12 protein-coding genes are annotated in these 13,737 nt (G+C 52.7%); all 12 read left to right on the top strand.

The window, feature by feature from the left end; translation table 11 throughout:
* Positions 1 to 29 precede the first annotated feature (29 nt).
* The 12 genes from ACSAMM_RS11210 to ACSAMM_RS11155 all read left to right on the top strand — a co-directional run bounded on the left by ACSAMM_RS11210 (position 30) and on the right by ACSAMM_RS11155 (position 13,710).
* Complete coding sequence (locus ACSAMM_RS11210) at positions 30 to 509, top strand: hypothetical protein (RefSeq protein ID WP_457791460.1); 480 nt, start codon at positions 30 to 32, stop codon at positions 507 to 509.
* A 364-nt stretch (positions 510 to 873) separates the two neighbouring features.
* The gene (locus ACSAMM_RS11205; RefSeq protein ID WP_457791459.1) at positions 874 to 1,101 is read left to right on the top strand and encodes a hypothetical protein; all 228 of its coding nucleotides are present in this window, start codon (positions 874 to 876) and stop codon (positions 1,099 to 1,101) included.
* Positions 1,102 to 1,147: 46 nt separating this feature from the next.
* Positions 1,148 to 1,858 (top strand): hypothetical protein, encoded by a 711-nt coding sequence (locus ACSAMM_RS11200; protein ID WP_178721318.1) that lies wholly within the window; start codon positions 1,148 to 1,150, stop codon positions 1,856 to 1,858.
* Positions 1,859 to 1,873: 15 nt separating this feature from the next.
* Entirely contained in the window at positions 1,874 to 2,794 is a 921-nt protein-coding gene (locus ACSAMM_RS11195; RefSeq protein WP_457791458.1) for a hypothetical protein, read from the top strand.
* On the top strand, positions 2,794 to 4,188 hold the full coding sequence (locus tag ACSAMM_RS11190) for a C39 family peptidase (protein WP_457791457.1): 1,395 nt from the start codon (positions 2,794 to 2,796) through the stop codon (positions 4,186 to 4,188). Before ACSAMM_RS11195 ends, ACSAMM_RS11190 begins: the two co-directional genes overlap by 1 nt.
* A 9-nt stretch (positions 4,189 to 4,197) precedes the next feature.
* Entirely contained in the window at positions 4,198 to 7,194 is a 2,997-nt protein-coding gene (locus ACSAMM_RS11185; RefSeq protein ID WP_457791456.1) for a VirB4 family type IV secretion system protein, read from the top strand.
* Between the two features lie 77 nt (positions 7,195 to 7,271).
* Positions 7,272 to 7,811 (top strand): DUF5697 family protein, encoded by a 540-nt coding sequence (locus ACSAMM_RS11180; RefSeq protein WP_457791455.1) that lies wholly within the window; start codon positions 7,272 to 7,274, stop codon positions 7,809 to 7,811.
* Positions 7,808 to 8,470: a DUF6100 family protein gene (locus tag ACSAMM_RS11175; protein WP_178721308.1), complete on the top strand. Its 663-nt coding sequence runs from the start codon at positions 7,808 to 7,810 to the stop codon at positions 8,468 to 8,470. Before ACSAMM_RS11180 ends, ACSAMM_RS11175 begins: the two co-directional genes overlap by 4 nt.
* Before the next feature lie 276 nt (positions 8,471 to 8,746).
* A complete protein-coding gene (locus tag ACSAMM_RS11170; RefSeq protein ID WP_457791454.1) occupies positions 8,747 to 9,733 on the top strand; it encodes a hypothetical protein in 987 nt (328 codons plus the stop codon).
* Positions 9,724 to 11,613, top strand: a complete 1,890-nt coding sequence (locus ACSAMM_RS11165) for a VirD4-like conjugal transfer protein, CD1115 family (protein ID WP_457791452.1) — start codon at positions 9,724 to 9,726, stop codon at positions 11,611 to 11,613. The genes ACSAMM_RS11170 and ACSAMM_RS11165 overlap by 10 nt, the downstream gene beginning before the upstream one ends.
* Before the next feature lie 16 nt (positions 11,614 to 11,629).
* Complete coding sequence (locus ACSAMM_RS11160; protein WP_457791451.1) at positions 11,630 to 12,859, top strand: S1 RNA-binding domain-containing protein; 1,230 nt, start codon at positions 11,630 to 11,632, stop codon at positions 12,857 to 12,859.
* Positions 12,860 to 12,930: 71 nt separating this feature from the next.
* Positions 12,931 to 13,710 carry a hypothetical protein gene (locus tag ACSAMM_RS11155; RefSeq protein ID WP_457791449.1) on the top strand — a complete coding sequence of 260 codons (780 nt, stop codon included), beginning with the start codon at positions 12,931 to 12,933 and terminating at the stop codon, positions 13,708 to 13,710.
* Positions 13,711 to 13,737: the final 27 nt, after the last annotated feature.

Here is a 13,737-nt window from a genome sequence, read left to right as displayed (position 1 = left end):
CTGAGAATCCGCTGTACCATGACACATAGATGCTTCTCAGGAAATACCGGGACGTAGTGTGGAGCCTGGAGCTATCCGTCCAGCAGGTACGCCGCCAGTTCCAGATTGAGTTTGGCAGCAGCATTGAGGATTTTCTGGAATCTATTTACCTTGCCGGCGTGGATTTTGCAGATACCGATATTCAGGAGCACGCCCGGAGCATCGAACGCAGCTACAAAATGCTCAAGCTGATGGAAAACGCCGTCAACCTGCTGCGGAACAAGCACAAGTTTGGTGAGACCTACTACTGGATCCTGTACTACACCTACCTTTCCCCTCAGCAGTACAAAAACACCGAGGAAGTCATTGGACAGCTTCAGCCGCATATCCAGGATATCAGCTACCGCACCTATTTCCGCAAGAAAAAAGAAGCGATTGACGCCTTTTCTTCTATTCTGTGGGGGTATTCTTCCAAGGACAGCTTAAAACTTCTGGAGCATTTTTTCCCAGAGAACGAAAAAGGCAGATAATTGGCAGTACATTGGCTCGGTTTTGCGATTGAGGCGTAAATCCCCCTATGTTAAAATGAGTATGCTGAAAATTGTATCGAGAGCCGGAACAGGCAGTGAGAACACCATTTTGACGAATGGTGTTTTTTTATTGCCTTCTTCCTGCTTCCGACCGGCAGGCCGTCCATTCTATGGGCGGCTTTACTTATTTTCAAAGGAGGATTGCGCATTGAAAAACAAACCAGTTTCAGCGCCGCGTAAGCCCCGCAGGCATATCAATTACAGCCGTGTCCTATACATGACGTTTCTGACGGTGTGTATGTTGGCGTGCTTTTCTCAGCAGGCTTTTGCGGCGACTACCGTGTGGCAAAAAGCGGAAGAAATCATGAAGGACGTCTATAACCAGATCCTGCTGATTTCCACGATTGCGGCGGTTGTCACGGCGTCCATCGCGCTGCTGATGATGAATTTTTCCAAGAGCGGTAAAACAGTGGACGAGGCCCGTGCCTGGCTCAAGCGGATTATCATCACGTGGGCGATTTTAAACGGCTTGGGCTTCATCGTCAGCTACATCACGCCCTTCTTTGCGGGCGGCAAATGGGGCAGCCCGTAAGTACCTATAATCCAACGTCTTATGAATTCAAAAGGAAGGTGATGCCGTGGGCATATTAGACGGGATTGTGGCGTGGATAGCGGAACAGGTCATGCATGGGCTGGATTTAATCAGCACATCGGTTTTAGGCGCACTGGGCTGCGATATGAGTACATTTTTACGGTATTTCCCGGCAGCCCAGACCATGTATAACATCTTTGTGGCGTTGGCAATCGGCCTGATTCTCTTAAACTGGGCGTGGCAGCTTTTCCGGAACTACGGCCTCGCCGCAGGGCTTGAGGCGGAAGATCCGGTAAAGCTGTCCATCCGCTCGGTGCTTTTTATTCTATTGGCCTACTTCTCGGATGAGATTGTGAGCACTATTCTCAAAATCGGCGGAACGCCTTATCAATGGGTGCTTTCGTCCTCTTTGCCGCCATTGGATTTTGCCAACTTCAATTCGGCAATTACCACCATATTGGGTGTATGTGCCAGCGGCGCGGTCGCCATTATCGCGCTCATTCTTGTGCTGATTATGGCCTGGAACTACATCAAACTATTATTTGAAGCGGCCGAAAGGTATGTCCTGCTCGGCGTGCTGGTGTTTACGGCTCCAGTCGCTTTTGCGATGGGAGCATCGCAGACTACATCGGAAATCTTTAAGTCCTGGTGCCGGATGCTGGGCGGACAAATCTTCTTATTGATTATGAACGCCTGGTGCCTGCGGCTGTTTACCAGCATGGTCGGCACCTTTTTATCCAATCCACTTTCGCTTTGACCGGAGGTGATTTCAATGCGAAAAACACGAAAAATTCTGCTGGTTTTTGTGCTGGCGCTGGTTTTTACCAGCCTCTTTGCTGTCCCTGCCTTTGCGGTGACGGAGGACGAAGTACAGCAGCAGGTAAATGCCATAGGCCGGGAGGGCGTTACGGGAAATATCTTTATCTGGTTTCTCTGCGCTATCGGCTTTTTGAAAGTATCCCAGAAGATCGACAGCTTTATGTCATCGCTGGGCATCAATGTGGGACATACTGGCGGCTCCATGCTGGCGGAAGCCATGATAGCCGCCCGCGGCATAGCGTCGGTCAAATCCTTCGGCGGGCACGGCGGGGGCGGCTCCCGCAGCGGTGCTTCGTCCGGCGGGTCTTCCGGCGGCGGATTTGCCAGTGGTGGGCTTGCCGGTGTTGTCAGCCGCAGCTTCCGGAACAGTGCGGTCAAAAACGCCACCGGAAGCAAGGAAGGCGGCCTTGGCGGCAAGGCCTTTGCTTCCTCGTTGGAAAAGGGCGGCGGTTTCGCCAACCGCGTCATCGGCACTGTGGCAACCGGCAATATTTCAACCACTGGCTCCATGACTGGGGAAAAAGCTTCTGCCGCTTTGTCTTCCTATCTGGGCTATACCGCTTTGGGAGAAGATGCGGAAGACGTGCCCAACTTTTCCAATGTAGAAATCGGCGGCGGGCGGATCATGGCGACCGAGACTTCTTCAGAACACCCGGAAGGGATTGCCATAGGTATGTACCACACAGACCAGTATATGGCGCCCAGCGGGGAGTATTCCACGGTGACAGCCGCCGATGGGACGACCTGGTACAAGCAGTACGCGGCTGATACGGTAGAGCGTAAGCCCTATAAAGCGCCGGACGGCAATATTGCCTACAACGAAAGCATTATAAAAAAACTGCCTGATCCGCCGAAACGGAAGGATAGAATCTGATGGCAGAAGAAAAAAATAACCATTCCAATCTGGCCGCTAAAAGCGCACAGGCCGCCAACACGGTACGTGGTGCGGTCAAGACTGGGAAAGCGATAGCCGGGGCCGCCAAAGGCGCCGCTGCCGGCGGACCATACGGCGCGGTAGCCGGGCTGGTATGGGGAAACCGGCATCTGATCGGCAAAATCATCATGGTAGTGGTGGCTATTTTCTTACTGCCGATACTGTTTATCCTCATGCTGCCTGCCCTCATTTTCGGCGGGCTGGTGGATGCTTTTACCCCGGACGACCCGACAGTGCCTGTCTTAAACGACAGCGCCTATATCACAGAAAACATGACAGATATAACCAATTCCGTGAGTGATGTGCTGTCTGAAGCCCTGGAAGATGTGCTGGTGGAAATTGAGGATGATTTTTCATCGTCCGATGCCGATCAGCGGGAAATCATCAATCCCCATGAAAATGCGCCGGCATATAACGCCAACGCCTTTGTCTCCCAGTTCTGCGCCTCCAAAAACGAGGATTTTGAATCCATTACCTTTGACGATATGGAGTCCACCCTGCGGAATGCCAAAGGAGAGCTGTATTCCTTTACATCGAAGGAAGAAACCCGGACACGGGTAGAAGTGACGGTAACGGTGGACGCCAGTACCGGTGATGAAACAGAGACGTCTACTACCATAACGGAAACGTGGATGGTCTACACCATTGTCTACAACGGCGAGGATTATTTTGCCGACAATGTGTTCCACCTGAACGCTGAGCAAAAGGAGTTGGCGAACAACTACGCCCAAAACCTGAGCGTGTTTTTGGGAGACGGCATGTTCCAGCGCCTGCCGAATGGGTATGAAGCGATCACTTCCCTTGGCGACATCAAATTTACCGACGGGCAGACGCCGGTTGTCTATTTCAACCAGCTCGATGAACGCTATGCCGATAAGCCTTATGGGACGGACAACATCGGAGGCTATGGCTGCGGCCCTACCGCGATGGCGATTGTCGTTTCTTCTCTCACCGACGAAACCGTTGATCCGGTAGAAATGGCAAGGTGGTCGTATGAACACGGCTACTGGGCGTCGGGCAACGGCTCCTATCATGCTTTGATACCCGCTGCCGCCAAAGCATGGGATTTGCCTGTGGAGGGATGTGGAAAAGATGAAGGCCAGAAAATCGCAGACGCCCTCAGCGATGGAAAGCTGATTGTTGCGCTGATGGACAAAGGGCATTTCACAAATTCCGGCCATTTCATCGTTCTGCGGGGCGTCCGGGATGAAAAAATCCTAGTGGCAGACCCGGCAAGCTATCAGCGAAGCGAACAGGAATGGGACTTATCCATCATCCTCGACGAAGCCCGGGAAGGAGCGGCGGCAGGCGGCCCATTCTGGATTATCGGATAGGAGGCATTGATGAGCAAACAAAAAGATTCTGAATTTGAAACCTATACGATCCCGCCGAATTTCATTGAGGGTTCTACCCTGTTCGGCGGGCTTTTTAAGTTACGCAACGCAATCGAGGCCGGTGTCCTTGCCATAGGGGCAGGCTTGCCGGTTTCCCTGCTGAATATACCGCTGACGACGCGGATCATTATTTTGTGCCTGACAGCCCTCCCCCTTGCGTTGCTCGGGCTGTTCGGCGTATCGGGCGAGTGTTTGTCGTCCTTTATCTTTGCTTTCTTCAAGTGGCTGAAAAACCGGCGCGTGGTGGGCATCATTCCTGAAAAGGAGGCGCCTGCAAAGCCAGCAAAAAAAGAGAAGCCGGTCAAGAAAGCGGTTTGTGGAGAGAAGAAGGACGAGCGCAAAGACAAGGAGCCGTCCATGATGGCTGAAATTCTGGGGGTTATCCGGAAACGGTCGGCTAAAACCAAAAAAGAAAAACCGGCCAGGGAAACCGCGCCAAAGGAACAAAAACAACGGAAAGAAAGGGCGCGGCCACGCCGCCTGCAGTCCGAACCAGAATTTTTGAATCCGGTGGCTGCCTATCTTCCCATTGAAAAGATTGAAAACGGCATTATTTACACCAAAGACCACCGGTACGTCAAGGTTCTTGAAGTGGAGCCGATCAATTTCCTACTGCGCAGCGCCAGAGAGCAGCGTAGCATCATCTATTCCTTTATCAGCTATCTTAAAATCAGCCCGGTCAAAATCCAGTTTAAGGTGCTGACAAAACGGGCGGATATCAACAAGCATACGGAAATCGTGCGCAGGGAGATGGAACGGGAGACAGATCCCCATTGTCATATGCTTCAGGAGGATTACCTGAAGCTGGTGGGGCGCATCGGTTCCCGCGAAGCGACGACCCGCCGATTTTTCGTTATCTTTGAATATGAAGCATTCGGGCGCCACGGCGGCGATGAGGAGGCGGATGCGGTATCCACCTTGCAGGTGGCGGCCCGTACTGCGGTCAATTATCTGAAGCAGTGCGGGAACGAAGTGCTGATGCCGGAAAACGAGGACGAGTTCACGGTGGATGTGCTGTATAACATTCTTTGCCGGCAGGAAAGCTCGGATATTCCGCTGCCTGCTCGCGTACAGGATATTGTATCTCGGTATGTGGAACAGGGCAAGAATACCGACGCTATCCCTTGCACCGAATTTTTTGCACCGAAAACCATTGATTTCACTCACGCAAAATACATCTGCATCGACGGGCTGTACCATTCGTATCTGCTGATTCCGTCTGACGGGTATAAATCCCGTGTTACGGCTGGATGGTTAAGCCTGCTGGTGAACGCAGGCGACGGCATCGACATCGATCTGTATTTGGCAAAGCAGCCCAAAGAACGTATGGTGCATAAGCTGGGACAGCAGCTGCGGATCAACCGTTCCAAAATCAAAGAAACAAGCGATACCAACACCGATTTTGATGACTTGGATGGGGCGATCCGCAGCGGCTATTTTTTGAAAGACGGCCTTGCTAATAACGAGGACTTTTACTACATGAATATCCTAATTACCATCACCGCCGAAACGCCGGAGGACTTGGCCTGGCGCGAAAGGGAAATGAAAAAGCTGCTGGTCTCTCAGGATTTAGCAGTGAGCGCCTGTTCTTTTCGGGAAGAGCAGGCTTTTTTGTCAGCGCTGCCGCTCACCAGTTTGGAAAAGCACCTGTTTGGGCGCTCCAAGCGCAACGTGCTGACGGCCGGTGCCGCAAGCTGCTACCCATTCACGGCTTTCGAGCTGTGCGATGACAACGGTATCCTGCTCGGGACAAACAAAATCAACAATTCCCTCGTCATCGTGGATATCTTCAATTCCAAGGTTTACAAGAATGCGAACATGGCGATCCTGGGAACCAGCGGCGCGGGAAAAACCTTTACCATGCAGCTCATGGCATTGCGGATGCGGCGCAAGGGTATCCAGGTGTTTATCGTCGCGCCCCTCAAGGGCCATGAGTTTCACCGGGCCTGCAAAAACATCGGCGGCGAGTTCATTCAAATCAGTCCGGCGTCAAAAAATTGCATCAATGTCATGGAGATTCGGCCGGCTGATACATCGGTGGACGAACTGCTGGAAGGCGGCACCTTGGAAAAGTCGGCGCTGGCGTCCAAAATCCAGCAGCTGCACATCTTCTTTTCCCTTTTGATACCGGATATGAATCACGAAGAACGTCAGCTTTTAGACGAGGCGATGATTAAGACCTACAACCAAAAGGGCATCACCCACGACAACACATCGCTGGACGATCCGAAAAATCCGGGCCATTACCGGGAGATGCCCATACTGGGCGATTTATATGAGGTGCTGGTGTCTTCCCCGGAGACCAAACGGCTGGCAAATATCTTAAACCGTCTTGTCCACGGCTCCGCCCGTTCGTTCAATCAGCAGACCAACGTGGATTTATCCAACCGGTACACAGTGTTAGATATATCAGAACTGAGCGGCGACCTGCTGACTGCTGGTATGTTCGTGGCGGTCGATTTCGTCTGGGATAAAGCGAAGGAAAACCGGACGATGGAAAAGGCTATCTTTATCGACGAATGCTGGCAGCTCATCGGCGGGGGCGGAAACAGCCTGGCCGCCGAGTATGTGCTGGAGATTTTCAAAATTATTCGAGGGTATGGCGGCAGCGCAATTTGCGCCACTCAGGATCTGAACGACTTTTTCGCACTGGAAGGCGGGAAATACGGGAAAGGCATCATCAACAACTGCAAGACCAAAGTTGTGCTCAATCTGGAAGACGAAGAGGCTCAGCGGGTGCAGGATGTCCTGCACCTTTCTGAAGCTGAAGTGATGGAGATTACCCACTTTGAGAGAGGAAACGGGCTTATCAGCTCGAACAATAACAATATCACGGTGGAGTTTAAGTGCAGTGATTTGGAAAAGTCCCTGATCACCACCGACCGCCGTGAGCTGCAGGAGTTGGTAGAACAGCACAAACTTCAGCAGGCAGCAATGCCGACTTAATACGGTCGGAATACGCATTAGCCGCCCGTATGCGGCTTTTTTACGGATTTAATACGCATTGAAGGAGATGTGGAACAATGAAAACCAGAGAACAGCTTTACGGCAAGGAGGCCGCCAGCCTGCTGCGGGACATATCCAATTATCACTGCATCCGACACGAACAGATATATCGGCTTTATCCCGACAAAGACAAGGCGGTGATGGATAACCTGCTTTTCTATTTGACAAAGCAAGGGCGGATTTTTTACGACCAGCCGGCCGACATCTTCTGCGACAGCCCCGATTTGGAGGTTGACAGGGAGATGCTGGCTGCCCTGTGGGTGCTGGCAGATTTCGCAGATCGGGCGGAATACCATTCCCCCGATGACTTCCCGACAAAAATCATCTTTTTTGCAGACGGCGAAACCTATGAAATCATCTGTGTCCCGCCGGATAAGGAGGCGCTGATTGAACACGCGCTTTCCCAGTCCGGCGAAGAGGACGGCAGACGGATTTTTATTGTCGAGGACGCGGAGCAGATTGCCCGGCTCCGTGTCTCCGGTTCCGCCGCTTTCTGCATGGTAACAGACACGGGCGAAATTCAGTATTTTAAGCAGAAACAGGAGGAACCTTATTGAACCGAGCACATATTTCAAAATACATAAACAGTCTGCTTGCGGATATCTCCAAGCTGTCCAATACGCTGTGCGCGATGAACAATACGGATATAGAGCGATACCCGGACAATTACGGGATGCTTTCAACCGACGCCGCGCTTCACAGCGAATTGATTGCCTGTAAGATGCGGCATCTGCTGTATGGCAGCACGAACATGAAAAAGTCCGAGTATCTTACTTCTGCCGGTGTCGTACAGGGCATTCGGATTTCTGAAAAAGACGGTGTACTGAACATCTTTCTTCCCCGCCTGATGCCCAGGCGGAAGGGACGGAAAAATTCAGAGTTTCTGACAGATCCGCTGTACTTCACCCTGAGCCAATACGCGGACAGCCATGAATTGCCGAAGTTTCAGCATTGTGTGATTTGCTTTTCCCATATTTACAGCAAAGAGCTTCCCTTATCACGGGTAAGGGATTACGACAATCTGGAATTAAAGCAGCTGCTGGATGTGATTGCCGCTTTCGTCATGGAGGATGACAGCGGCCTTTTATGCGACGCCTACAACACGACGGAACTTGGCGAACAGGATTGTACCTGCATCTCCGTTATGGGAAAGGAACGCTTTTTTGAATGGATCGCAGAGCGTGAAAACCGCCTGAAATCCATATCCGATTTTTAGCGTTTTCCGGGGCTTCCAAACGGGACGCGGGAAATCGGCAAGAAAAATACGGCTTTGCCCGCATCCAGCCGGCAAGCCGAAAACAGATTTTTACCCAGGTCAATCGTAACTGGGTAATTTTTATGAAGGGAGGCGTCCGCTATTCCATCCCCGCAAATACTTCCCGGCAGACACACGGCGGGCTATCGTCTTCTGGAGCTTATCGCCATATCCGGCGAACTTCCGGCCGGCCAGCTTTCCCGTCTGCCCGGTGGAGACTATTACAAGGAAAATGTTGTGAAGGAGCTAAAACGAAAACGCCTCCTCCGCACCTTTTACAAGGACGGGCTGCGCGGATACCGCCTGACGGCAAAGGCAAAGGAACTTCTCATAGCCGACCGGCCGGAACGGTTTTTCCCATTCCTGACCGGCGCGGCGGAAACGAACCACATCAAAAGTGAGGCCGCCCGCCGTTTGCGCCTTCATCGCATTGCCGAGTCCACCGTCACCATGCAGAACGCAGGCGCGGCGGTCTACCGGGATGAGAAGCCCGAAATTTTTTCTCCTGTGTGGGACGAAAGCGCAGGGGTTTCCATCACAGCTCCTGCTTTCTACAATTCCCGCGAAATCAAGGAACTGGGCACGGTATTCGTCAAAATCAAAGGCGCCCGTTCGGTCGGCGTCCTGCTGACAGAAAACGCTGTTTTTGTGGTATATAACCTGGGCGGCTCTCTGATGAAATGGCAGTACCGGGCGGAGATGCGTACAAAGGCTCTGATGCAGACCATCCTTTGCCGGGAACGTCTGCCGGAGCAATACGAACCGGAATCTATAAGGGGCCTGCTTTTGGGAGACGGTATGGAGCTGGCGGCGGCTATCCTTACCGGAGACGGCGGCAAGCAGTATTTTCTCCTTGACGGCAGTTATGAGCATTTTCATTATCTTACCAACGACCGCAGGGGCGAAAAGCTGCTGCGGATGCTGTGCAGCACAGAACTGTCCGAAAGGCTGGAAGCCCTCCTGCTGACGGATCTGTGGGAGAAGGACGAAGGGCTTCCCATAGAAAACGACGCCATCGACGGCAGCGGCCGTCCCGTCCTTTTCGCCTACACCTGCGACCTGCCCCGCATCAAGCGGTTTGACACGGCGCTCCGGCTCCAGAATAAAGCCGGCACGCTTATCTGTTTTGATTTTCAGGCGGAAGCTCTCCGCCGCTGCTGCGGGGAGCAGATACGGTTTCAAACCATCGACTTTGAAAAATGGGAAAGGAGATTTTGCATATAAGACGCAAAAGACTGTTTTCGATTCTCTTCGGACTGCCGCCGCTTCTTTTCGCCCTGCTCTACGGCGGCGGGTACATCGCGCAGTTTATCCGCAACTACAGGGAATGGCAGGCCGCGGGCGGCACACCCGGAGGCGGGACGTCACCGGAAATGCCGTCCTTTTCTTTGGATGCCTGCTTTGAGGCCATGTTCACTTTCCCGTATGGGATTATCGGCGCACTCATTTGCGTCGGCGTGCTGGCTCTGCTCATTGTTATGGTGATGCGGATGGGCTATGGGGATACAGGCGAATATGACAAGGACCGGAATTTCATCTATTCCAAGAAGGGCACTTACGGCACATCCGGCTTTATGTCCGAAAAGGAAGCAGAGGAAGTGCTGGATTTGACCTCCAGCCTGAAAAAGCACACCGGCACCATACTGGGTACGTTAAACGGCAAGTATGTGTGCGTGCCGGAGAACAGCAGGCTCAACCGGAATATCGCCGTATACGGCGCCAGCGGCTCGATGAAAACCAGAGCCTACTGCATCAACCGTATCCTCCAGGCAGCAGCGCAGGGTGAATCGTTGATTATCTGCGATCCCAAATCCGAACTGTATGAAACGACCAGCCAGTATTTGCGGGACAAGGAATATACTGTCCGCGTTTTCAATCTGGTGTCGCCGGAAAATTCGGACTCCTGGGCCTGCCTTTCGGAAATCGAAGGCGACGAACTGATGGCACAGCTCTTTTGTGACGTCATTATTAAAAATACCGGCAGCGAGCGGGGCGATCACTTCTGGGACAGCGCAGAAATGAATCTCCTCAAGGCTTTGGTTTTGTATGTGGAACAGGGATACCCGGAGGGACGGAAAACCATGGAAGAGGTCTACAAGCTGATTACGCACACATCGGAAAAGGAACTGAGCAGCCTGTTCGACCTGCTGCCTTCCACCCATCCGGCCAAAGCGCCCTATGCAATTTTCAAGCAGGCGTCCGATACGGTGCGCAGCGGCGTCATCATTGGTCTCGGCTCGCGTTTGCAGGTTTTCCAGAACAAGAAGATCTGCAACATGACAAACTTTGATGAAATCGACCTGGAGCTGCCGGGGCAAAAGCCCTGCGCCTATTACGTCGTCAATTCCGATCAGGACAGTACCTTTGATTTTCTTTCGTCGCTGTTTATATCCTTTTGTTTTATTAAGCTTGTCCGGTACGCCGATAAAAACTGTCCGGGCGGCAGGCTGCCTGTCCCGGTCCATGTGTTGGGTGAAGAGCTGACCGCCTGCGGGGTCATAGAAAGCTTGTCACGTCGCATTTCAGTCATTCGTTCGAGAAATATCAGCATGTCGTGCGTGTTCCAGAATTTGGCGGGGCTTCAGAACCGTTATCCGCAGAACCAGTGGCAGGAGATTTTGGGAAACTGCGACATCCAGTATTTTCTCGGCTGTTCCGATCCGCTGACCGCTGAATATATCAGCGAGCGGTCCGGCGAAGTGTCCGTCCATGTGCAGAGCAAGGCCAAGCAGCTTGGCACATGGCGGGTGAGCAATTATGTGCCGGAGTACCGGGAAACCAGCGGCGTCGGACGGCGCAAGCTGCTGACGATGGACGAAGTTCTGCGGCTCCCTGTATCCCAGGCGCTGGTGATAATCCGCGGGCGGAAGATTTTGAAGGTGGATAAGATGGACTACACCCAACATCCGGAGGCCTCCAAGCTTCACCCCTGCAAGGCTTCCACCCATATTCCGGAGTGGAGCAAATTCCCGCGAGAGGAGGTGAGCGTTCCGCCAAAGCCCAGAAAACGCACCGGCCGGAACCCAAAACCGCCGGATGCGCAGAAATCCCAGCCGGGCGTTATTCCGGCAACCAAGGACGATATCATGTCGTCCGACCATTAACCGAAGGAGGTAACCTATGCCAAAAAAGAACACAGAAAATTTGGATGCGGCTGAGGAATTAACGGTACATCCTGAGATTTTAGCCGCTGAAACGGAGAAAATGGATGAAAAAACAGACGCCGCGCAGGTTCCGGTTTCAGAAATTCCAGAAGAGGCACCCGCTGAAGCTGTGGAAGTTCCCAAGCCCAAACGCACTCGCCGCAGGAAAGCGGCTGCTGAGGAGGCCGACAGCGTACCCCTCACTGAAACACCGGAGGCCGCGCCCACGGAGGAAACCGTGCCGGCCGGCGAAGAACCGGCAGTTGGGCCCGCTGTTTCAAAACCAAATCCCACATCATCGCGTCCGGCACCGATTCTGACGCTGGAGGCGGGCGCTGATGTTGAAACTGAAGAAAACCTTGCCGATATTATCTGGCATGAAATTCACAATGCTTACCGTACCCGCAGGATGCTGACCGGGACGCTCGGCGGCCTGGAGCAGACGGACAACGGGAAGACCATCGCCATAGTGGAGTACAAAGGATATCGCGTTATCATCCCGCTGAAAGAGATGGTGATGGGATATCAGAACAATCTCACCGGAGAGGAATACACTGCCATGATTGTCCGCCAGCATAAGCTATTGAGCCGTATGCTGGGCGCGGAGATCGATTTTATCGTCAAAGGGATTGATTCCAAGACGCGCAGCGTCGTTGCCAGCCGAAAGGAAGCTATGCTCAAAAAACGCAAAATCTTCTATATGGATACCGACGCCGGAGAGTACCGTATTTATGACGGCCGGATTATCCAGGCGCGGGTTATTGCAACAGCCGAAAAAGCTATCCGTATTGAAGCGTTCGGCGTCGAAACATCTATCATGGCGAGGGACCTGTCCTGGGATTGGATCGGCGACGCCCGCGACCGTTTTTCGGTGGGCGACCAGGTGCTGGTGCGTATTCTCAGTGTCAGCCGGGAGGATATTGAGCATATTTCCATCAAGGCAGACCTGCGCAGCGTATCGGACAACCGGCAGGACAATCTCCGCCTGTGCCGGGTGCAAAGCAAGTATGCTGGGACGATCACCGATGTTCACAAGGGCGTGGTGTATATCCGGCTTACCAACGGGGTCAACGCCATCGCCCATTCCTGCTACGACCGCCGCCGTCCCGGGAAAAAGGACAACGTCAGCTTTGTCGTCACCGGCATTGATGAAGATCGCGGCGTAGCTTTGGGTATCATCACCCGCATTATCCGTCAAAATCTCTGATTGTTGAAAAACGGCGGCGCTCGGTAGTATTATAGATACAAAGACGAAATTTCCATTCAGGAGGGATATACATGCGTAAACTATTCTTCGTCTTGCTGTCTGCCTTGCTGATTGCTTTCACCGGCTGTCAGTCAGGAAATACACCGGATGCCGCAGTTTCTTCTTCACAACCGGAGGGGGCGGAAACCGTATCAGGCACATCTTCTATGGATACCAGCCACAATGAGGGGGAATCATCGGAGAAACCGCTGGCTTCCAGTACAGGTGATGCTTCCTCAACCGCATCTTCTGATGCAGCGGAAAACCCATCCTCTGCTGGACGGCCGAATACGGCGGGTACGGTTTCCCAGAAACCTGCTACATCTGCGGAGCAAAAGCCAACGGCAGCGCCGGAACAGACCAATCCGCCGGAGAGCGCCAGCGGCAGCACTTCTTCTGCATCGACTTCGTCCAGCCCGCCGGTAACACCGCCTTCGGAGGAACGACCTACTACACCGGAGCCGGAGATATCTGAGTTACCCGAACCGGTGAAGAGCATTTATGATTATCCATTTGATATTGAAAGCATCAAGGCGGCAATGATACAAATAGGCATGGAGGAAATGGGGTGGCGGCATCAGACGCATTATGACGATGGGACGCTGATTACGCCGGACAATTCTTCCTGGAGCGAAACGGTTGTTGCAAACCAGAATATCCAGAGGGAACGGCTAAAGAAGCAACTCTATGAATTGATAACACTCTTTACAGATGAGTTTATGGAAAGCTACGGCGGGAACCCGATCACGGAATTCACCGTCTATACCGAGCCCCTCGGAAACGGCTCATTTGTTTTCTATCTGCTCTACTGAAAATGAAATATCTACGACTAAAGAGAC

The organism is Anaeromassilibacillus sp. SJQ-5 (assembly GCF_054108045.1).
The sequence above is the reverse complement of the archived record's forward strand: the minus strand, read 5'-3'. Positions and strand labels throughout refer to the sequence as shown.